22 protein-coding genes and 1 pseudogene are annotated in these 20,664 nt (G+C 63.1%); 8 read left to right on the top strand and 15 right to left on the bottom strand.

What is annotated here, in order from left to right; all coding sequences use genetic code 11:
• Nucleotides 1-120: 120 nt before the first annotated feature.
• Nucleotides 121-957, bottom strand: coding sequence for a flagellin N-terminal helical domain-containing protein (locus WBN73_RS19760; RefSeq protein ID WP_278251948.1), 837 nt, complete (start codon nt 955-957; stop codon nt 121-123).
• A gap of 237 nt (nt 958-1,194) precedes the next feature.
• Here WBN73_RS19760 and WBN73_RS19755 point away from each other — a divergent pair, with 237 nt between their 5' ends.
• From WBN73_RS19755 to WBN73_RS19740, 4 genes are read left to right on the top strand one after another with little or no spacing between them, the layout of a single operon-like run.
• Nucleotides 1,195-1,677: a flagellar protein FlgN gene (locus tag WBN73_RS19755; RefSeq protein ID WP_207596500.1), complete on the top strand. Its 483-nt coding sequence runs from the start codon at nt 1,195-1,197 to the stop codon at nt 1,675-1,677.
• Between the two features lie 31 nt (nt 1,678-1,708).
• Entirely contained in the window at nt 1,709-3,142 is a 1,434-nt protein-coding gene (flgK, locus tag WBN73_RS19750; RefSeq protein WP_337341089.1) for a flagellar hook-associated protein FlgK, read from the top strand.
• A 3-nt stretch (nt 3,143-3,145) separates the two neighbouring features.
• On the top strand, nt 3,146-4,033 hold the full coding sequence (gene flgL / locus WBN73_RS19745) for a flagellar hook-associated protein FlgL (protein ID WP_207596498.1): 888 nt from the start codon (nt 3,146-3,148) through the stop codon (nt 4,031-4,033).
• Entirely contained in the window at nt 4,030-4,416 is a 387-nt protein-coding gene (locus tag WBN73_RS19740) for a flagellar assembly protein FliW (protein ID WP_207596497.1), read from the top strand. The genes flgL and WBN73_RS19740 overlap by 4 nt, the downstream gene beginning before the upstream one ends.
• A gap of 62 nt (nt 4,417-4,478) precedes the next feature.
• Here WBN73_RS19740 and WBN73_RS19735 read toward each other — a convergent pair whose 3' ends face one another.
• Both WBN73_RS19735 and WBN73_RS19730 read right to left on the bottom strand, forming a co-directional pair.
• Nucleotides 4,479-4,691 carry a hypothetical protein gene (locus tag WBN73_RS19735; RefSeq protein WP_207596496.1) on the bottom strand — a complete coding sequence of 71 codons (213 nt, stop codon included), beginning with the start codon at nt 4,689-4,691 and terminating at the stop codon, nt 4,479-4,481.
• 184 nt (nt 4,692-4,875) lie between these two features.
• On the bottom strand, nt 4,876-5,865 hold the full coding sequence (locus WBN73_RS19730; RefSeq protein ID WP_207597485.1) for an NAD(P)/FAD-dependent oxidoreductase: 990 nt from the start codon (nt 5,863-5,865) through the stop codon (nt 4,876-4,878).
• A gap of 129 nt (nt 5,866-5,994) precedes the next feature.
• Here WBN73_RS19730 and WBN73_RS19725 point away from each other — a divergent pair, with 129 nt between their 5' ends.
• Nucleotides 5,995-6,576, top strand: a complete 582-nt coding sequence (locus tag WBN73_RS19725) for a helix-turn-helix domain-containing protein (RefSeq protein WP_207596494.1) — start codon at nt 5,995-5,997, stop codon at nt 6,574-6,576.
• Nucleotides 6,577-6,594: 18 nt separating this feature from the next.
• Here WBN73_RS19725 and WBN73_RS19720 read toward each other — a convergent pair whose 3' ends face one another.
• Nucleotides 6,595-6,897 carry a helix-turn-helix domain-containing protein gene (locus WBN73_RS19720; RefSeq protein WP_207596492.1) on the bottom strand — a complete coding sequence of 101 codons (303 nt, stop codon included), beginning with the start codon at nt 6,895-6,897 and terminating at the stop codon, nt 6,595-6,597.
• Nucleotides 6,898-6,965: 68 nt separating this feature from the next.
• On the opposite strand from WBN73_RS19720, the gene map reads away from it, so the two are divergent.
• On the top strand, nt 6,966-7,742 hold the full coding sequence (map, locus tag WBN73_RS19715; RefSeq protein WP_207596490.1) for a type I methionyl aminopeptidase: 777 nt from the start codon (nt 6,966-6,968) through the stop codon (nt 7,740-7,742).
• Nucleotides 7,743-7,841: 99 nt separating this feature from the next.
• Here the strand turns inward: map and WBN73_RS19710 are convergent, their stop codons facing one another.
• Entirely contained in the window at nt 7,842-9,482 is a 1,641-nt protein-coding gene (locus WBN73_RS19710; protein WP_207596489.1) for an HNH endonuclease signature motif containing protein, read from the bottom strand.
• Between the two features lie 294 nt (nt 9,483-9,776).
• Between WBN73_RS19710 and WBN73_RS19705 the strand changes: the two are divergent.
• Nucleotides 9,777-9,938 (top strand): annotated as a pseudogene (locus WBN73_RS19705) (agmatine deiminase family protein); the annotation flags it as partial.
• Nucleotides 9,939-9,950: 12 nt separating this feature from the next.
• The gene (locus WBN73_RS19700) at nt 9,951-11,489 is read left to right on the top strand and encodes an APC family permease (protein ID WP_207596488.1); all 1,539 of its coding nucleotides are present in this window, start codon (nt 9,951-9,953) and stop codon (nt 11,487-11,489) included.
• A 93-nt stretch (nt 11,490-11,582) separates the two neighbouring features.
• Here WBN73_RS19700 and WBN73_RS19695 read toward each other — a convergent pair whose 3' ends face one another.
• From WBN73_RS19695 to WBN73_RS19650, 10 genes are all read right to left on the bottom strand, one after another.
• Complete coding sequence (locus WBN73_RS19695; RefSeq protein ID WP_207596487.1) at nt 11,583-12,128, bottom strand: AMIN-like domain-containing (lipo)protein; 546 nt, start codon at nt 12,126-12,128, stop codon at nt 11,583-11,585.
• Between the two features lie 216 nt (nt 12,129-12,344).
• Nucleotides 12,345-12,647: a DUF4193 domain-containing protein gene (locus WBN73_RS19690; RefSeq protein ID WP_207596486.1), complete on the bottom strand. Its 303-nt coding sequence runs from the start codon at nt 12,645-12,647 to the stop codon at nt 12,345-12,347.
• Between the two features lie 126 nt (nt 12,648-12,773).
• The gene (locus WBN73_RS19685) at nt 12,774-12,977 is read right to left on the bottom strand and encodes a hypothetical protein (RefSeq protein WP_207596485.1); all 204 of its coding nucleotides are present in this window, start codon (nt 12,975-12,977) and stop codon (nt 12,774-12,776) included.
• Nucleotides 12,978-13,040: 63 nt separating this feature from the next.
• Nucleotides 13,041-14,258: an L-2-hydroxyglutarate oxidase gene (gene lhgO / locus WBN73_RS19680; protein ID WP_207596484.1), complete on the bottom strand. Its 1,218-nt coding sequence runs from the start codon at nt 14,256-14,258 to the stop codon at nt 13,041-13,043.
• Nucleotides 14,259-14,414: 156 nt separating this feature from the next.
• Complete coding sequence (locus tag WBN73_RS19675) at nt 14,415-14,909, bottom strand: DUF805 domain-containing protein (protein WP_207596483.1); 495 nt, start codon at nt 14,907-14,909, stop codon at nt 14,415-14,417.
• Between the two features lie 221 nt (nt 14,910-15,130).
• The gene (locus WBN73_RS19670; RefSeq protein WP_337341088.1) at nt 15,131-16,681 is read right to left on the bottom strand and encodes an acyl-CoA synthetase; all 1,551 of its coding nucleotides are present in this window, start codon (nt 16,679-16,681) and stop codon (nt 15,131-15,133) included.
• A gap of 12 nt (nt 16,682-16,693) precedes the next feature.
• On the bottom strand, nt 16,694-18,019 hold the full coding sequence (locus WBN73_RS19665) for an MFS transporter (RefSeq protein WP_207596479.1): 1,326 nt from the start codon (nt 18,017-18,019) through the stop codon (nt 16,694-16,696).
• Between the two features lie 38 nt (nt 18,020-18,057).
• Nucleotides 18,058-18,513, bottom strand: coding sequence for a MaoC family dehydratase (locus tag WBN73_RS19660; protein WP_207596477.1), 456 nt, complete (start codon nt 18,511-18,513; stop codon nt 18,058-18,060).
• A 39-nt stretch (nt 18,514-18,552) separates the two neighbouring features.
• Entirely contained in the window at nt 18,553-19,770 is a 1,218-nt protein-coding gene (locus tag WBN73_RS19655) for an acyl-CoA dehydrogenase family protein (protein WP_207596475.1), read from the bottom strand.
• Nucleotide 19,771: 1 nt separating this feature from the next.
• Nucleotides 19,772-20,662, bottom strand: a complete 891-nt coding sequence (locus WBN73_RS19650) for an amidohydrolase family protein (protein ID WP_207596473.1) — start codon at nt 20,660-20,662, stop codon at nt 19,772-19,774.
• Nucleotides 20,663-20,664: the final 2 nt, after the last annotated feature.

The raw sequence follows: 20,664 nt of genomic DNA, 5'->3' as shown, positions 1-20,664 counted from the left end.
TGTCCCTTCCGGAAGACGTGTATCAAAGTGCTCAACGACGGCCGGCCGGTTTTATGGGGCCAGGCCGGCCGTCGTCGATTAATGCGGTCAGTCAACTCATGCGGCTATTGCTGTGAAGGCCTAGCGCAGGAGGGACAGAACGCCCTGGCCGGACTGGTTTGCCTGGGCCAGCATTGCCGTACCTGCCTGGGACAGGATGTTGGCTTTGGTGTACTTGACCATTTCGGCTGCCATGTCCGTGTCAGCGATGCGGGACTGTGCTGCCTGCAGGTTTTCACCGGAGACGTTCAGCGTCTTGATCGCGTGGTCCAGACGGTTCTGGTTTGCACCGAGGTCCGAACGCTGGGCGGAGACCGTGGTGATCGCAGCGTCGATAGCCGTGATGGTGGTCTGGGCTGCGGCGTTGGTGCTGACGTCGAAGCCAGTTGCACCCGTTGCCGAGGACAGCGTGCCCGCTGCCGTTGCGACGTCGCCGAGGGTTACGGCAATGGTGTCGTTGGCCGTACCAGCGGTGCCAACCTGGATGTTCTTCGAGCCACCCTTGAGAAGGTCGATGCCGTTGAAGTTGGTGGACTGCGTGATGCGGTCCAGCTCCTTACCCAGCGAATCGGCTTCGTCCTTGATGGCATCGCGTGCAGCCGTGTTGTTGGTGTCCGATGCACCCTGGACTGCAAGGTCGCGCATGCGCTGCAGTACCGAGTGAACCTCGCCGAGGGCACCTTCAGTGGTCTGGATGAGGCTGATGCCGTCCTGGGCGTTACGTGCGGCAACCGCGGAGCCGCTGACCTGGGACTTGAGGCCTTCCGAAATGGCAAGGCCGGCTGCGTCATCTGCAGCACGGTTGATGCGCAGGCCGCTGGAAAGCTTCTCCATCGACTTGGACAGGGTGTCCTGCGTGGCGTTCAGGTTGCGGTAAGCGTTGTTCGCCATCAGGTTGTTGTTGATCTGCATGCCCATGAAAATTTCCTCCGTGATGTGGACTTACTGTGCGGCAGCCCATCCGTGGGCCGTCACACCCCACTATCGACGGCCCTTTCCCTACCGGTAAGTAGAAATCACAAGGAAAAGAATCAGCGTTTGGCGGGCCTTGCGGCCTAACGACGGATCCCTGGCGGCCGATAGCTATTGGGGAGTTGGCGGGAGTATCGCCATCCCATCCCGCACCCTTACCGACCTGAACTGGAGTTGACCCACGTGGCCATCCATGAACTGTCAGCCCTGCTGTGGCGCGAGCGCGAACTCCTGGATCTCCTGACCTTCAAGCTCGAGGAAGAGCAACTGTTGTTGACTACAGGAAAGTCCCGCTGGCTGCCGCATGGCACCCGGGAAGTGGAGCAGGTCCTGGACCGAGTCTCCAAGGCAGGACTTGCGCGTACCGTGGAAATCGCGGCCGTGGCCGGGCAATGGGGCATTTCCCCTGACTGCTCGCTGGCTGAACTTGCCGCAGCGGCACCTGATCCTGCCTGGGCCGAGGTCCTTTCGTCCCACTTGTCGGCAATGCGCCAGCAGACTGTGGCCATCAAGGAACTTCGGGACGCCAACGAGCAATTCCTGCGCGCGGCCGTCCGGTCCACACAGGAAACACTGGCAGATCTGAAACCCGCAGCCGGCACGTACGACTCCCATGGCCGGACCGGGGAAACCTCGTCCTCCCACCTCGTCGACCGGCAATTCTGACCAAGCGGTTGGACCAGCAAAGGACATTCACGTGAGCACTTTCGGCGGACTCAACACGGCATACCGTGGCCTCACCGCAGCGCAGCAGGCCATCAACCTGGCCGGGCAGAACATCGCCAATGCCACCACGCCCGGTTATACCCGGCAACGGCTGGAGCAGTCGGCCATTGGCGCGCCCCGGCCCGTTGGTCTCAACCCGACCACGGGCCAGGCCGGCCAGGGCGTCTCCATCGACGGGATCGCCCGGCTGGGCAGCAGCTTCCTGGACGCCGGTGTCCGCAACACCGCGGCCCAGTCCGGCTTCGCCGGGATCCGGTCCACGGAATTGCAGCGGCTTGAGGATGCGCTGCAGGAGCCAGGCCCGCATGGAATTTCGACGGCGCTGCAAACCTTTTGGGCGTCGTGGCAGGGAGTTTCCAACCACCCGGGCGAGTCCGCTCCGGCGTCGGTCTTGTTGGAAGCCGCAGCGACGCTCAGCGCAACGGTGTCCGCAGGCTACAAGGCACTTGATGCGCAGTGGACCCGTGTCCGCGGCGAAGCGTCGGCCACGGTCGATGAGCTCAACGCCGTTGCCGGCCGCGTGGCCGAACTCAACGCAACCATTCGCTCGGTTCTGGCTTCCGGTGGTTCCGCCAACGAACTCATCGATGCCCGGAACCAGATGACAGAATCCATTGCCGCGCTGGCTGGCGGCACGGTCCGCGAATATTCCGACGGCACCGCTGACGTGCTCATCGGAGGCAACGCACTGGTCTCGGGGACCTCGCACCGGGAAGTGAAGCTGGCGGGCCAAACCTCCATGAGCGCGGCCGGGCAGCCGGTTCAGCTGGAGTGGGCGGACCGCCCAGGCGTCCCAGTAAACCTCGACGGCGGACAGCTCGCCGGAGCGGTGTCGCTCCTGGCCCCTGCAGCCGCCGGAAGCAAGGGAGCAGGAACCGGCGGCGCCATCGCCGAAGCAGCCGCCGCCTACAACGCGTTCGCCACGCAACTGATGAACGACGTCAATGCCGTCCACCGCACCGGTCAGTCCTCCAGTGGAGCCGGCAACCTGGACTTCTTCACCAGTACGCCCGGAGTTCCCGTAGCACTTTCCCTCCGGGTAGTTCCCACCAGCGCCGCCGGAATCGCGACCGGAGCCGCTGGTTCCGGCTCTTTGGATGGCAGTATTGCCGACGCCGTAGCCCAGATCGGCTCCCGCCCGGGCTCCCCTGACACGTTGTGGGGCGGGGTGGTGGCCGGCATTGGCATGGCCTCGAGGTCTGCGCAGCAGCACTCTCAGCTGTCCGACGCGGCGAGTGTTTCCGCCGTCGGACAGCGGTCCTCCGGCGCCTCCGTCAGCCTGGACGAAGAAAACGTGGCCCTGCTCGCCAGCCAGCACGCCTATCAGGCAGCGGCCCGCGTGATGACGGCCATTGACGAGGCCCTGGATGTCCTGATTAACCGCACCGGATTGGTGGGAAGGTAAGCCGTGCTCAATCGCGTCACCAACCAGATGATGTCCGCCTCCGCGCAGCGGAACCTGCAGTCGGCCCAGTCCCGGCTCGCCGAACTGCAGGAACGGGCCATGACGTTGAAGAACATCAGCCGCCCATCGGACAATCCCGCTGGCGCGGCCCAGGCCATCGCCATGCGTGCCCAACTGAGTGCGGCCGCGCAATACGGCACCAACATCAGCGACGGCAACGGCTGGCTCGCCGCCGCGGACACCGCACTGGGGCAGTCCACCAACATCCTCAACCGCGTGCGGGACCTGGTGGTCCAGGCCTCCAACGGAACCCTCAACAGCACCGCAAAGGAAGCGATCGCCGTCGAGATCGAAGGCCTGGGCAAGGACCTCCTCACGCAGGCCAACACGCAGTACCTGGGGCGCAATGTCTTTGCCGGAAGTTCGGACACAGTAGGCGCTTTCACCAACACCACTCCCCCGTCCTTTGTTGGAACCGGCGGCAGTTCCGTGGAACGTCGCGTCGACCCGGCACGGACCGTCCGCGTGGATTCCGACGGCGGAGCCATCTTTGGCGACGGCGCCGGCTCCGTTTTCGCGCTGGTGAGTGACGTCGTCGCGGATATCCGTTCCGGGGCCGATCCCAACGGACGGCTGGCCGCTCTTGGCGAGCGCATCAAGGCCGTGATCGATGGCAGATCCGATGTGGGCATGCGGCAAACGCGCCTAGGCCAGGCCCAGGACTCCTTGGAAGGGATGAAGGCTACGCTGGAAACTCAAAGAGCCCGCGTCGAAGACACGGACTTGGGAAAGGCGGTTATGGATTTGAAATTGCAGGAAACCAACTATCAGGTGGCGCTTGCCGTGACGGCCAAGGTGCTGCAGCCCACGCTCATGGATTTCCTCCGATGAGCACGGCGCTGGCTTTCGACACCTTGGTCTTTGCCTCACCCATGCCTGGACTGGAGTCGGCGGAGGGGTTCTCCCTGCGCGAAGTCCCCGGCGCCCAGGGTCTGTACGCCCTGGAAGTTTCCGAGCCGCGAGTGCGGATGTTCGTGGCCGACGCCGCTGTTTACGCACCCGACTATGCTCCGGGTATCCCCGCGGCGGCATTGGAGGCGCTTGGCCTTGCCTCTGTTTCAGAGCTGACGGTGTTGGTGGTGGTCAACCCGACGCCGGAGAAGACCACGGTAAATCTCATGGCGCCCATTCTGCTGAATCCGGTGGACGGCTCCTGCCTCCAAGTGATCCTGGACGGCGCCAAGTATCCTCTCCGCGCCGAGCTGGCGCGCTAAGCACACGCAAGGCGCTGCGGGTGCAGCGCCTTTCGTGTGTGCGGGTCCAGTCCGGTGTCTGCCTAGACTTTCTCGCGGATGCGGTCGATCTTCGGTTCGGAAACCTCAAATTCCCTGCGACGGCGGGCCAGGAAGGTCCACAGCGTTCCTTCGGTCCGTGGACGGCTCTCAGCCGGGGCTTCTTCCTTTTTTGCATCAGACGTGTACATCTCGGGCTTGCGCGCGGAGTCCTTCTTCGTGCGCCGCTCGAAGTCGTCGTAGTACGCGTAACACATACCCAACCTCCTTCAACGGCTGTCCTTTAATGGTCCTCTCGTCAACGCGACAAGTCGACTGTTTTTTGATCAGTTGTAACGGCGGTTGCCCAACCAGCTCACCATGGCCGGGTCGCGATGGTCGAAGAAGAGGCTGGCGCCGACTTCGCGCTGGATCAGCAAGCGAAGCAGGTCCACCGACCATTCATCCTGACAGCATCGACAACCGCGCGGCGTCCACTGCCAGTCTGGTCTCTTCGGCGATGAGGTCGGCATTGATCACGGCCCCAGCCATATTCCCCGAAGCCGCGGAGGCCATCACCTGGCCCATAAGATCGGTGACGTTTCCCGCAGCATAGACACCTGGCACCGAGGTCGCCCCACCCTGCGGATTCACTTCAACGTGGGTCCCCACTCCAATAGGATGCTGCACTGAGGGGACGCCCAGGGATTCCAGCACGGCAGACCGGGCCTCCAGACGGGTTCCGGTCACCACGGCTTCCACCGGAACCACTGTGCCCGAAGCCAGGACAACGCCGCTCAAGGCGTCATCGGTTACTTCCAGCGACCGCACTTTGCCGTCCACCACGGTGATGGAACGGGCACGCAATTGCTCCCATTCTTCTTCCGTCGGCTCCACGACGTCGTTGAGGAACAGCGTAATGTTGGGGCTCCATTGACGGAACAGCAGCGTCTGGTGCAACGCCATCGGCACTGACCCCAGAATTCCAATAGCCTTGTTCCGCACCTCCCAGCCGTGGCAATAGGGACAGTGGAGAACGTCGCGTCCCCAACGTTCCCGGATGCCCTCAATGTCGGGCAAGACGTCCGTCAAACCGGTGGTGACGAGCAGCCGGCGGGCACCCACCGTCCGGCCGTCGGCCAAGTCGAGCTCGAACGCAAGCTCCGCACCTGCGGTGGGGTCCGCCGTCGAACGTGCCGCGACGACTGTTCCGGCCACCACCTCGGCCCCGTACTGGCTCGCCTCCGCGCGTCCAAGTGCCAGTAGTTCCCGGGGGTTGATCCCGTCCCTGGACAGGAAGCCGTGCACGCCCGCGGCGGGTGCATTCCGTGGCTCGCCGCCGTCGACAACGAGGACTGACCGAAGAGCCCTCCCCAACGTGACCGCCGCACTTAACCCAGCCGCGCCACCACCGACGACAACGACGTCGTATTGTTCGGCTTGTCCGGCCATTTGGCTCTTGCTTGGTTCTTCACTCACTGTGCCTCCACGGGTTCCAGGCGGCTTTGTGCCGCTTCTTCCATGGTTCGGCACCACCAGCAGGATCAGCAAGGAAATTTGCCGTTATGGCAAACTGAAGGCATGACGACCGATTTCAGCACCATGCTCGACGCCGTCGGTCCGCGCCTGCGCGCCATGCGGACCCAACGCAACGTGACCCTCGCCGAGGCCTCGGAAGCTACAGGCATTTCCGTCAGCACGCTCTCACGATTGGAGTCAGGCCAGCGCAAACCCACGCTGGAACTTCTCCTCCCCATAGCGCGGCTGCATCAGGTTCCCCTCGAAGAATTGATTGATGCTCCGCAAACGGGTGATCCACGCGTCCACCTCAAGCCGCACGTCCACGAATGGGGCACAGCCCTTCCGCTCACAAAGCGACCCGGCGGAATCCAGGCGTTCAAAATGGTTTTGAAGAGCGGCACAGGCAAGGAGATTCCCCAACCGCAATCCCACGAGGGCTACGACTGGATGTACATCCTCAATGGCAAACTACGGCTGGTACTCGGCGAGAACGACCTCGTCCTCAAGCCGGGCGAGGTAGCGGAATTCGATACGCGCACTCCGCACTGGTTTGCGAGTGCCACCACGGAGCCGGTGGAACTGCTGACACTCTTCGGCCAGCAGGGCGAGCGGCTTCACGTCAGGGCGCGGCCCCAGCGATGAGATTGTTGACACTGAGCCCTAGGAGGCCAGCCATTCACGGGCGTTCCGGCGGGAACCTCCTGGCTCAACACCGAGCTCGGGCCGATTAATCTCCGCCCACACCTCGTCGAGGGAAAGGCCAAGGACCTCGGCGATCGCGGCGACAGTGGGAAAGGCCGGCGTCGCCACGCGGCCGGACTCGATCTTCCGGAGTGTTTCCGGCGAGACACGGGCGTCGAGGGCTGTCTCCAACATCGAGCGCTCACCCCGCGCGCGTCGCAAGAGAGCACCGAGACGCTGTCCACGCTCGGCCTCTGCGGGTGTTAGCGGCAACCTGACCATGGCTCCAATTCTAATACCGGGATAATATGGCCGGGATAGTTATTGGTCACATGAGAGAAAGTTGCCGCATGATCGAGATCCTTAGCCCTGCCGAACTGCTCCGCGCAAAGGAGGCGGGCGCCCTGGTCGCCAACATTTTGCACACCCTGAAGAGCCGTTGCGCAGTTGGGACAAACCTCCTGGACATCGACCAGTGGGCCAAGGCCATGATCCTTGAAGCGGGAGCCGTGTCTTGTTACGTCGACTACGCTCCTTCCTTTGGGCGAGGGCCCTTTGGCCACTACATCTGCACCGGCGTCAACGATGCCGTCCTGCACGGCCTACCCCGGGACTACAGCCTTGCCGACGGCGACCTGCTGACCCTCGACCTCGCCGTCTCCCTTCGCGGCGTTGCTGCAGACTCGGCCATCAGCTTCATCGTGGGTCAATCACAGCCCCCGGAAAGCGTCGCGATGATTGACGCAACCGAACGGGCCCTGCGTGCCGGTATCGCGGCTGCCCGCCCCGGCGCCCGCATCGGCGACCTCTCGTACGCCATCGGTTCAGTCCTCGGCGAGGCCGGCTACCCCATCAACACAGAGTTCGGTGGCCATGGCATCGGATCGACCATGCACCAGGATCCGCACGTGCCCAACATGGGACGGCCCGGCCGCGGATACAAACTCCGCCCCGGCTTGCTGCTGGCTTTGGAACCCTGGGTTATGGCGGACACTGCGCAGCTGGTCACTGACGCGGATGGCTGGACCCTCCGAAGCGTCACTGGCTGCCGCACCGCCCACAGCGAGCACACGATTGCCATCACCAAGGACGGAGCCGAAATCCTCACGCTGCCGACACTCCCCTAGGCAGCTGACTGGATTGGTCCCGGCATGCCCGCCATGGTGGGCTGACGCCGATTAGTAGGCACCCCGACAAGAGAGCGCTCCAGGCGTGGGTTCTGGGACCTAAAAACGGGCAAGGTTCTGCCGCTTTTGCCGGGCTAAGTCTGGCACGGCCCGATCCGTATCTTCGGACGAAGCATCAATCACGGCACGGCCATCGCCTGCGGAGCGATCCCTCCCCGGCAAAGGTGGGGCCTGGGAACGGTAGGCATGCCCCGTGGGCGTGCGGAGTTCTAATGTGTGGACGCCCCCGTTGATCGGGCTCGCGGTCCAGCCGGGGTTTTCCTTGGTGTGGTTGCAGGCTTCGCAAAGTCCAGCCCCGTTGGTCACTGTAGTAGTACCGCCTGAGTGCCACGGAACGATGTGGTCGATGTGGCGGACGGGCGCGTCGCAGTAAGGGGTGCGGCAGGTGTCGTCGCGGGTTTCGATGAAGCGTCTAAGCCGCGGCGGGAAGATCCTCGCTTTGGAGTCCATGCTCAGGAGCTCGCCGGTGGCCGGCGCGGTGTAAAGCCGGCGAAGCCACACCGTAAACTCGCGATCCTGCTCCGGCGGGACTTCCTTGCTCGGCGGGACTTCTATGCCCGACAGCCTCCCCGCGACCTCCTGTCTCGGCGGCCCAGACCGTGCGGCCCGCGAGTTTTGGTCCGGCCAGGACCCGAAGCCCGGCCGCAGGCCCTGCTGCTGCCAGAACTCGGGACCGGCCTTCGGCTTGTGTCCTGATCGCGCTGACCTTCCTGCACCGACCAGGGTTCTGGCCCATTCTGAGGGGACGATTCCGTAGCCCTTGAGGCGGGCTGGTTCACTGTCGCCCTGAAAGAGCGTCCGGTCGGTCATGACGAGCTGCAGATCTACCCCCGCGACGCCGCCGGGCGTGCCGGTGACGCGTTCGACGAGGGTATCCGCCATGACCTGGCCACGGCCACGGGCATCCCCAGTGGAACGGGCCGAATCAGCAGCCCGGGTCAAGGCCGCGTAGGCAGCCACGCCTTGGGCGACCGGAAGCAGGGCCGTCAGATACGTCATGGTGTCCGGCGCCGGACGCAGGCTCACGGTCCGCTCGGTCGCGGCATGACTGGCACGCTGGGCCACCGAGCGAGGATCACGCCGGTACGCCGCAGCCTTGGCCGCCGCGATGATCGCCCGATCACCCTTCCCCTCGAAAGTGCCGGTGTCGGGGGCGAGTTCCTCGTCCACCGCACACCGGTCCTCCGCGGACAAGCATGCCGTCTCCTTCACGAGCAGGGTCGCCCGCCACTCATTGAGCTGACCTGACTCCAACGCGGCCAACGTACGCGGCATCTCCGTCACCAACGCCCTCGCCAACCCCAAGAGCCGGGAGCCCCGGTTCGGGGACTCCCGCCGCGCCAACGCCACCTGCGCACCCACACCCCTGCCTCGTTCGGACGAAGGAACACCGGCCTCGGCTTGTTCGTGACGTTGCGCCAGATCAAAAGCCACGGCAATCCGCGCCTGCAAACCAACGATGGCCGACTTCATCGCCTCCAGCGCCCGCAGTTGATCGATCAGATCACCGCTGATAGGACCGGAGGGACCGGACTCGTCAACAACTGGACCCGTCAGCCGAGCAGCACGCCCGGAATCGACCGCCATTGTGCCCGGAAAAGAGGCAGGAACTGGCGCAGGAACAAGCGCAGCAGAGACTACTGCCCCCGCTTGCGGTTCCCGAATCTGCTCCATGTCCATACTCTCCCAGAGGGCACAGACATTATTAGCGGCCTCACCATGGCCCCCTGCACACACCCCTGCGCACCCCAGCCAACGCCGCCCCCGCACCAGTCATAAACGAATGGCATTCTGGACCCTTCTTGCGCTCAAGCGTGACTCCCGCCATACTAAATGAACGCTATTCATTTAGTGATTGTCGTCTCACGGAGTACTTGCCACCATGATTGAACACCCCACTCGGCGCCGCGCCAGCACAGGCCCAACCCGAGGCAGTCTTCGCTTGAGCGCTTGGCGCCTGCCGTCGCAGACGACGTCATCGCCTGCAGTTTCAACGACCCCATGGACGGGAACGCCCTCCGCATTCCCTCCGATTCCTGCCCCGGACGCCGCGCGGTCAGTGTTGACGCCCGGGAACTCTTCCCCCGGGGCGGCGGCATCCACTGCATCACGCAGCAACAGCCTTCGGCCATCTAGAAAGGGCCTCTTATGAGCCAGACAATCCGCCGCAGCGGCAGTGACGCTGCAACGTCGCACGACATCAGCGGCAAGGGACTGAAGACGGGGCAGTTGGGGCTCCTCGCCGTCGTCGTTCTTGGCATTTCAACCATCGCCCCGGCGTATACGCTGACGGGCGCCCTTGGCCCTACGGTCAACGAAGTGGGGCTGCAACTGCCCGTGATCTTCCTGATCGGCTTCATCCCGATGATCCTGGTGTCGCTCGCGTACCGGGAACTTAACGCAGACTCCCCGGACAGCGGCACCACGTTCACCTGGGTCACCAAAGCGTTCGGCCCCTGGGTGGGCTGGATGGGTGGCTGGGGCCTGCTCGCGGCCAATATCATTGTCCTGTCCAACCTGGCGGGCGTCGCCGTGGACTTCTTCTACCTGTTCCTCGCGCAGGCCACCGGCTCACCGGAGCTCGCCGATCTCGCCTCCAACAAGCTCCTTAACGTCGCCACGTGCTTCGTATTCGTGGCCTTGGCCGTCTGGATCAGCTACCGGGGCCTGCACACCACCAAGATTGTGCAGTACGGCTTGGTGGGCTTCCAACTGCTGGTCCTTGGACTTTTCGTGGGCATGGCCTTCGCCAACTGGTCCACGTCAGAGACGGCTGTTCCCTTCAGCTGGGACTGGTTCGACGTCACCAAGATCGAAACCTTTGGCCAGATCGCAGCCGGCATCTCGTTGTCGATCTTCGTCTACTGGGGCTGGGATGTCTGCCTGACCGTGAACGAGGAAACCGCCAACGGCAAGAAGACCGCCGGACTTGCGGGCACTCTCACGGCCGTCATAGTCCTGGGCATCTACCTGCTGGTCACCATCGCCACCATGATGTTTGCCGGCGTGGGTGACACAGGAATCGGCCTGAACAACGAGGAAAACCACGCAAACGTCTTCACCGCACTCGCCTCACCCGTAATGGGCCCGTTCGCAATCCTCATGTCCCTCGCCGTGCTCTCCAGCTCCGCGGCGTCCCTGCAGTCCACCTTCACGTCGCCGTCCCGCAGCCTGCTGGCCATGGCGCACTACGGGGCCCTGCCGGAACGCTTCAGCCACATGAGCAAGAAGTTCTCGACGCCGGGCTTCGCCACCGTCGCGGCCGGCGTCCTGTCCGCGGGCTTCTACGCGGTGATGCACGTGATCAGTGAGAACGTCCTGAACGACACCATCCTGGCCCTGGGCCTGATGATCTGCTTCTACTACGGGCTCACCGCCATCGCCTGTGTTTGGTACTTCCGGAACAGCCTGTTCGCCAATGCCCGGAACTTCTTCCTGCGGCTCGTATGCCCGTTGATTGGTGGCGTAGGCCTGTTCGTGGTGTTCCTGCAGACCGCAGTGGACAGCTGGGCTCCGGAGTTTGGCAGTGGCTCGGAGATCTTCGGAGTGGGACTGGTATTCGTCCTCGGCATCGGCATCCTGGTATTCGGCGCCGTTGTCATGCTGATCATGTCCCGCGTCCGGCCCGGGTTCTTCCGCGGCGAGACAATCCGGAAGGATACCCCGGCTTTGGTGGTGCCTGAATAACGAGCGTCGAAAACGCTGAAAAGCGGCCAGTTCACCCGGAAAGTTCCGGCGAACTGGCCGCTTTCGTACATTCTCGGCGACCCGCAGCTTCAATCACCAGCGATGGGCGACGTCCACCACCAGGCGGGAGCCGCCGTCGGGCCCGTCCAAGGTGAAGACCCTGAACGGAAGCCGGGCACGGACACCCAGCCCAATGCTCGTGGTGCCCTCAAAGCTGCCGGCATAAACCACCTGGCGGAAGGTCTGATAACCGGAGACGTTGGAGAGCTCCGCTTTGGCTGCGGGCAGGTAGGTGGGCTGGCTGTACTGGTTATAGGACGGCGCAGTCACCACCACTTGCAGGTCTGCGTCACCAAGCACGGGGATCGGGTAGCCGGTGGCGTCCTGGGTGATTACCGGGACATAGCGGACGGAATAGCCGGCCACCTTTCCGGTCATGTCGATCACGAGACGGTCGAAACACGACTGTTGGCCCGTGCGGACATTGGTGACGTAGGCGGAACTCATGTCGGGGTCGGCTTTGGCCAACGAACCCCAGGCAAGTCCGCAGTAAGATGCCGCCGAGGCAGGCCCCGGCGCCGCCAGACCGAGTCCGGCTGCGGCCAGGACGGCTGCCAGACCCGCTCCAATTTTCCTCATTTTTTGTGCCCCCTTCAGGCGAAGTTGATACTTCAACATTAGGAGGACGCAAGCCACTTTGGACTGGTTGTTGCCGCTTCGGCGCATAACCGTTAAAGGGGCAACAAGGTGGTCACGGGAGGGACATCAAATACCAAATCCACGGCCGGTGCGGGCAGTTTTTAAGGGCCTTCGCACCCATGTTCGTGATCGAAGATAACGAGACCCCGGCGTTATCTAGCCTTCGCAGTCCTTGCAGAACTTGAGGCCGTTCTTTTCGAGCGCAATCTGGGACCGGTGACGGACCAGGAAACATGAACCACAGGTGAATTCGTCCGACTGCTCCGGGACAACAATGACGGTCAGCTCTTCACCGGAAAGATCAGCACCGGGAAGGTCGATACCCTCGGCAGTGTCGTTTTCTTCGACGTCGATGACTGCAGTCTGTGCAGCGTTGCCACGGGATGCCTGAAGAGCCTCAAGAGATTCAGCCGGAGAGTCTTCTTCGGTCTTGCGCGGGGCGTCGTAATCAGTAGCCATTGAGGGTTCGCTTTCGTTGCTGCATAGTGCCTATTCCGGCACCTCAGTGAAGCAGTTTAGGGCATACTCCCCGCGTTTAACGAATAGTGTGCCCAACGCAACATATGGCAGCTTTCGCAGCGTTCTCTATGGCTCTGGCTGCACCCTCGCAGTGTGCGATTGGATGGCCTGGGCGCTGGCCACCGTCACGCCGCTCAGCGCGGGCAGCCACGCCAGACGGTGCTCGTCCCTGGCCTCCACTTCAGCGCAATCCAGGACGTAGGCGGCCTCGATCCATTGCCCCAAGGTGGTGCCGAGACGGGTTGCCAGCGAAGCCAATGAAGCGATCATGCGGCAACCGTATCCAGCCCTGATGTGGAGGCGGTTTCGGCTGCGTCACCGGCGTGTTAACTGTCAGTCCTGCAGCGCCTGCTCCACGATGTACTCCGCGATGGCCATCGACGACGTCGCCCCCGGCGATGGTGCGTTACGCACCAAAACCGTGTCCCGGCGTCGCGCAATCACAAAATCGTCCACCAGCGAGCCATCACTGTTCATGGCCTGTGCGCGCACGCCACGGGTGCCGGGCAGGATGCTGGCGCCTTCCAAGGACGGAACAAAGCGCATCGCTTCCCGGATGAATTTCTTCCGGCTCACTACGGTCTGGAATTCTCGGACCGCCGACGGCACATTCTGCCGGGCAAAATTCCAGAAGCCCGGAAAGAGCGCATAGCTGGCAACATCACTCATCTTCACCTGGTTCCAGGCATAGGACTCCCGCCCGAAGGAGATGAAGGCATTGGGGCCAAGCATCATTTCGCCGTCAATCCGCTTGGTGAGGTGCACGCCGAGGAACGGGTGTTTGGGGTCCGGCACGGGATAGATCAAGCCCTTCACCTGGTGGCGGGCTTCGGGGCCCACCAGGAAGTACTGGCCGAAGAACGGGACGATTTTCGGGGTCGCCGGCTCGCCAGTCGCCTCAGCCAGACGGTCCGACTGGAGCCCCGCGCACGCCACCACCAGGTCGAAATGTTCGCCACCATCCCGGGTGGTCACCACTACCCCACTGGCCTGCTGCTCCAGCCCGAGTACTTCCTGCCCCAGCCGGATGGTCCCGCCCATGGCTCGAACGTCCTCGGCGAGCGCCTCGGTAATGGCCGTATAGTCGACGATCGCCGTTTCCGGCGAGTGCAAGGCAGAAAGTCCGACGGCGTTCGGCTCCACATCGTGTATCTGCCCGCCGCCCAGCATCCTCACTCCGGGGACACCGTTGGCTGTGGCCCGGGCGAAGATGGCGTCCAAACGCGTGGACTCCTCCGGTGTCTGGGCGATCACCAACTTGCCGCAGGCCTCATAGGGAAGGTTCTTCGCGGCGCAAAATTCCCGCAGCAACTCCACTCCCCTGCGGCACAGCCTTGCTTTCAGCCCTCCCGGCTCGTAGTAGAGGCCCGCATGGACCACACCCGAGTTGTGGCCGGTCTGGTGTGCCGCGAGCCGGTTTTCCTTTTCGTAAATGGTGACCTGGACGCCGTCGAGTGTGGTGGCGAGCTCCCTGGCCACCGCAACACCGATGATCCCACCGCCCACCACGGCGCAACGCCTGATGGTTCTCCTGCGTGGACGGTTGGGCATGGCACTCCTCGTCATTGGGGCTCGGTCCGCGTCAGTCCCAGCATGTCATGACCGCCGGGGCGGAACGGTGAAGGGGGGACAAAGAGGGCACAAAAAAGGGCGGCACACGAGGCGCCGCCCTTTTTCGTTGGAGCGTTTTACTTAGTGCTTGGCTGACTATGCAGTCGGCTGGTCAAAACGCTGGCCGGCCGGGTTGGACGGCAGAAGCGAGAACACCAGCAGCGCAAGTCCGCCCAAGCCGGGAATCAGGCCGATCAGGACGAGCCACCCGCTGAAGTTGCCGTCGTGGAGGCGGCGAACCAGCAGGGCGATGGACGGGATGAGGATTGCCAGGTAAAAAACGACGGCCAGAATCAGGCCGACAACAGAGCCCGGGCCAGGAGTGGTGGTTCCGTTTGCAGAAACGGTGGCGCCGGCGCTGCCAAGAACCAGGGTCAGGATCTGCAGGACGAAGCCCACGACACCCAGAACCAGTGCCACCCACCAGTATTCGCTGCGGCTGGCGCGGCCGCTGAACGCGGTGTACTTCTTGAAGAAACGCTTGACGGCTGCACCGATCGGAGCGCCGTAGTACGGTGCCCACAGCGGCGGTTCGCCAGCCTGTGCGGTGTAGGGCTGGGTCTGCTGCGGTTGTTGCGGGTAAGTGCTCATTGGTATATCCCCCGGGGTTAGGTGTGAGTCGTTACGATGCGTTCGTACTCAGGTGATGAGTCGTGCCTATCGTAATGCCCCCGAGGCCAATTAGGCAGTTCGATGGATGAAATTAACCCGGATTTAGCCTGATAACGGATTATGTCGGCCGTTGGCTGCTCTCAGACCCCTCATTACCCGACACGAATTACGTCGATTTCCACCGGGCCCGGCCGGCGGCGTCACAGGGCGTAGTGCCTCCGCAAGTCCGTCTTGCGGATCTTGCCGCTGGCCGTGCGCGGCATTTCCTCAACGAACACCACTGACTTGGGGATCTTGTACCGCGCCAGCCGGCCGTCGAGATGCGAGCGCAGTTGCTCCTCGGTCAGGGAACTTCCGTCCCGCAGGGTGACGATGGCGCGGGGCACTTCACCCCAGGTATCGTCGGCAACGCCGATCACCGCCACGCTCCCTACCGCGGTCAACTCCGCGATGGCCGCCTCAACCTCGGCCGGGTAGACGTTCTCGCCGCCGGAGATGATCATGTCTTTGATCCGGTCGGACACGAACAGGAATCCCTCCGCGTCCTGATGGCCCATGTCGCCGGAGCGGAACCACGAGGAATCCGCGTAGCTGTCTGCGGTGGCTTCCGGGCGGTTCCAATACTCCTTGATCACGTTGGGCCCGGAGATCTGGATTTCCCCTACCTCGCCCGCGGGAGCAACGCCGCCCATCGGACCGGCGATCCGCACGTCCGTGAAGAAGTGCGGCAGCCCGGCAGATCCGGCCTTCTCCTTGGACCGCGATACCGGCAGCATCGTTGCGCCAGGCGCGGTCTCGGTCATGCCATAACAACTGGTGAATCCAATACCGCGGGCCTCATATGCTTCCAGGACCCTGCCCGGTACCGCGGAACCACCGCACGTGAGCTTATCCAGGGAGCTGAGGTCCGCCGTCGACCATCCGGGGTGATCACAGAGCATCTGGAAGGTGGTGGGAACGCCGTTGAGCGTGGTGATCTTGTGCCGGCCCACCAACTCCAGGACCCGCCCGGCGTCGAACTTCGCTTCAAGCACCACGGTGGCTCCTTTGAGGAGCATGGGAAGCAGACCCATATCCAGGGACGCTACGTGGAACAGCGGCGAGATCATGAGCGCTACATCGTTGCGGTTCAGGTCCATGTCCACCACCGTGTTGATGCAGTTCCACGTGATGTTGCCATGCGTCAGCAGCGCGCCTTTGGGCTTGCCGGTGGTGCCGGACGTGTAGAGGATCATGGCGGCGTCGTCCAGCGTCACGGTCTCATCAAGCGGCTCCGCGGTTGCAGCGTCAAGCACCTCGCCATAGTGCTCGACGCCGGACGGCAGCTTATGGGCGGAACCATCAGTGCCGCCGTCGGACGCCACTACAAGACGGTGGGTTACCACTGTGTCGGTCACGGACGCGGAGGCCACGACGTCCAGGGCCTCGGCGTTGATCAGGAGCCGCGCGCCGGAATCCTGCAGTTGAAACTGCAGCTCCGGAGCCGCCAAGCGGGTGTTCAACGGAACGAAGATCGCGCCCAGCAGACCGCAGGCGAAGAACGTCTCCACAAAGGACGCGTGGTTCTCACCGAGGTAGGCCACGCGGTCCCCTTTGGTTACTCCCCTGGTTTTGAGGGCGTTGGCCAAACGGTCGGTGCGGTCGGCGAGCGCGTCGTAGCTCAGCGCTTGATCACCGGAAATGAGGGCCGTTGCGGTTCCGGACTTATTGCGGCGGCGGTGCAGCCAGGATCCAACTCCGTTGTTGTCCATGGTGTGCTACTCCTAACTGACCGTTGAAAGGTCGTTGTTCTTAGACTCCCGCGTCAGCAGGATGAAGACAATCGATACCAGCGACATGATGGACAGGAACACCACCACGGGGACGATGCTTTGGCCGGAGTCCTTATAGAGGCCGGCCACAATGCCCGGTGTGAAGCCCGCGCCGATCAGGGTGGCCAATTGGTAGCCGACGGCTGCCCCCGTGTAGCGGTTGGTGGTGCCGAACTGTTCGGAAACAAACGCGGCAAGGGGTCCGTAGAGGGACGAGTGCAGAACCAGCGCCACCGTGAAGGCCAGGAAGACCAAAGCGATGTTGCCGGAGCTGAGCATCCCGAACATGGGGAACAGGTAAAGGATGAACAAGGCCAAGCCAGTCACCATGACCGGGCGGCGGCCGAAACGGTCCGAGAGCCTGCCGCCCAAGAGGACGAACAGGATGGAAATAGCCGAGGCACCTGCGAAGGCATAGAGCACGCCTTGCTGTGGTGCGCCCTTGGATACGGCGTAGGTCACGGAGAAGGTGGGCAGTACTACCTGCAGTCCGAAGCCGGCGGCACCGGCAAACATGATCATGATGAGCGCCTTGGGGCGTTTCAGAACTTCCAGGAGCGGGATTTTGCGCTTGGTCCCCTGGGCACTTTCCTTGGCCACGGCTTCGGCGAAGATGGGGCTTTCGGAAACCCGCAACCTCACGAACATGCCCACGATCAGCAGCACGAAGGACAACAGGAACGGCACCCGCCAGCCCCATGCCAGGAATGCGTCCTGCGGGAGGGCGGAGAAGATGCCCATGACCACGGTGCCCAGGACAGCCCCGGTGGGTGCGCCAGCGTTCACGAACGACGCCGCGAAGCCTCGCCTCTTGGGATCGGAGTGTTCCAGGGCCATCAGTGCGGCCCCACCCCATTCACCGCCGACAGCGATCCCCTGGCAGACACGCAGGACCACCAGGATCACAGCTCCCCACGGGCCAATGACGCTGGCTCCCGGAATCAGGCCAATCAACGTGGAGGCAATGCCCATCATCGCCATGGACACGATCAGCATGCCCTTGCGCCCTATGCGGTCGCCGAAGTGGCCGAAGATGATGCCGCCCAAGGGACGGGCAACATAGCCTGCCGCGAACGTGGCATAGGCAGCAACTACGCCAACCCATTCATCGGTGCCTGCGAAGAAGACTTTGGGGAAAGCGACCGCTGCCGCTGTTGCGTAGAGCAGGAAGTCGTAGAACTCGATGGTGCTGCCCAGATAGCTGGACATGATGACCGTGCGCGCCTCTTTGCGCTTGGCGGCCGTGCTCGGCTGTGCGAGCGCAGTGTGTCCTGACATGGCTGTTCCTTGGGAGAGGAGGGAAGGGAATTGGATCTTTATTTGTAGAAACGGGCCAGGAATTCGGCCACGACAGCGGGGCGTTCCTGGCCTTCGATTTCAATGGTGGCGTTGACCTTGATCTGGGCGCCGCCCTTGACTTCGGTAACTTCGGCGATGCTGCCGTTCATACGGACTTTGGAGCCGACCTTGACCGGGGAGGTGAAGCGGACTTTGTCCAGGCCGTAGTTGACCTTGGTGGTGACCCCGTCTACGTCGAACAGTTCGCCCCAGAAAGGGATGATCAGGGACAGGGTGAGGAAGCCGTGCGCGATCGGAGCCCCGAACGGACCGCTCTTGGCGCGCTCGGGGTCGGTGTGGATCCACTGCTGATCGTCCGTGGCGTCAGCGAACAGGTTGATCTGCTGCTGGGTAATCTCGCGGTAATCGGTGGTGCCGAGGTCCTTGCCGGACATGGTGAGCAGGGTGTCGAAATCGACGACGAGATTGGGCATCTTTGCCTCCTGGCAGTTGGTGTTGAGGTTTGAGAAGGATTAGTTGGTAAAGGCGCTGGCGCCGGTGAGGGCGCGTCCCACGATGAGGGCGTTGATCTCGTGGGTGCCTTCGTAGGAGTAGACGGCTTCGGCATCGGCATGGAAACGCGCGACGTCGGCCGCGAGGGTGATGCCGTTGCCGCCCACCACTTCACGGGCCAAGGCGACGGTTTCGCGCATCATCAAGGACGTCTGCATCTTGGCCAAGGCCGAGTCCTGGTCCCGGTAGATGCCCCATCCCTGCTGCTCAGTCAGCCGCACCACCAGTGAAAGCGAAGCGGTGATGTTGCCGAGCATCCGGGCCAGCTTTTCCTGGACCAGCTGGAAGGACCCCAGCGACCGGCCGAACTGCTGGCGTTCCTTGACGTAGGCCAGCGCTGCTTCGAACGCGCCTGCTTGAATGCCGGTGGCGATCCAGGCTACGTCCGAGCGCATCGCCCGAAGCATCGAGGCAACGTCCTTGAACGAGTTCACCTTGTGGAGGCGCATGGCCTCGGGTACACGGACCTTGTTCAGGGTGATATGGGCGTTCTGCATCATCCGGAGCGAGGTTTTGCCATGGATCTTTTCCAGGCTGACGCCGGTGGCGGTCCGGTCCACGAGGAACGCTTTGACCTGTCCATCGGCAACGTCCCTGGCGAACACACACAATACATCGGCCGTGGAGGCGCCCCCGATCCACCGCTTTGCGCCGTCCAGAACCCAGCTTCCGCCGTCGGGACCTTCTTCGAAACGGGCAGTGGTGGAAAGCCCTCCGGCGATGTCCGAGCCGTGCCCTGGTTCGGTCAGCGAGAAGACACCTTTGAGGGAGAAGTCGATGACCTTGGGCATCCACTCGCGCTGCTGCTCCTCGGAAGCACCAACACGGATCGCTGTCCTGAACAGCCCCGCCTGGGCGGTGTACCAGGTTGCCAACGAAGCGTCCGTGCGGGCCAGTTCGAAGATCCGGAAGCCGTGGTAGATCCCTCTTGCCGGCCCCTCCACGGTGAGATCGGAAGGTTCCATCACGTCAAGATCGATCAGCGGCTGAGCCAACTGCTCCGGGAACTCTCCCCGTTCCCAGTACTCAGCCAGCAGTGGCTTCGCTTCCGCCTCAAGGAAGCCGCGCAGCCGGCCCAAAACCTGACGCTCTTCAGTGGTGAGGAGTGCTTCGGCGTCGTACCAGTCCGCCACGGAATAGAGCCGCTGTTCCGCATTCGTTGCCGTACTCGTGGTCATGTCAGCCACCGAGTCCCAGCAGCCGGACAGCGTTGTCCTTGAGGATTTTTGGACGGACTTCATCCTTCAGTGGCAGGTCAGCGAACGCACCCAGCCACTTTTGCGGGGTGATCAGCGGGTAGTCCGTGCCGAACAGGACCTTGTCCTGCAGCACCGAATTCGAGGCTTTCACCAGCGACTCCGGGAAATACTTCGGCGACCATCCGGACAGGTCAATGAACACGTTGGACTTGTGCGTCGCGATCGAGTTCGCCTCGTCCTGCCACGGCACCGAGGGGTGGGCCATGATGACCTGCAGGCCCGGAAAGTCAGCGGCAACAGCATCCAGCAGCAACGGGTTGGAGTACGCGAGCTTGATCCCATACCCACCGGGCAGCCCTGCACCCATGCCGTTCTGGCCCGTGTGGAAAATACACGGCAGCCCAAGTTCCTGAAGGGTTTCCCAGAGCGGATAGAAGGCCTCATTGGACGGGTCGAAGCCCTGCAGCGAGGGGTGGAACTTGAAACCCCGGGCACCACGTTCAACAGCCTGGTGCTTCGCCCCGGCGATTGCGTCCTCCCCCGTCCGAGGATCAACGCTGCCGAAGGGAATCAGCACATCGTTGTTCCGGGCAGCGCCCTCGATCAGCTCCGGGATGCTGTTGGGCTCATGCTTGAGCTGCGTCCGCGCGTCGACAGTGAAGACGACGGCGGCCATGTTCAGTTCGCGGTATACCTCAGCGATCCGGTCCAGGGACGGCGTCCTGTCCTCGGACTTGAAATACTTCGCCGAGGCCTCCGTCAGTTCTTCCGGGAGCGAGCCATGACCGCAGCTGTCCACTTCCAGGTGGACGTGCATGTCGATCGCGTCGAGCTTCGCAACGTCGATGCCCAGTTCGTAGCGGTCGGCCATGA

It is taken from the genome of Paenarthrobacter sp. CCNWLY172, from assembly GCF_037402035.1.
Classification (GTDB): Bacteria; Actinomycetota; Actinomycetes; order Actinomycetales; family Micrococcaceae; genus Arthrobacter.
Note: the sequence above shows the minus strand (reverse complement) of the source record. Positions and strands in the feature narration are given on the sequence as shown.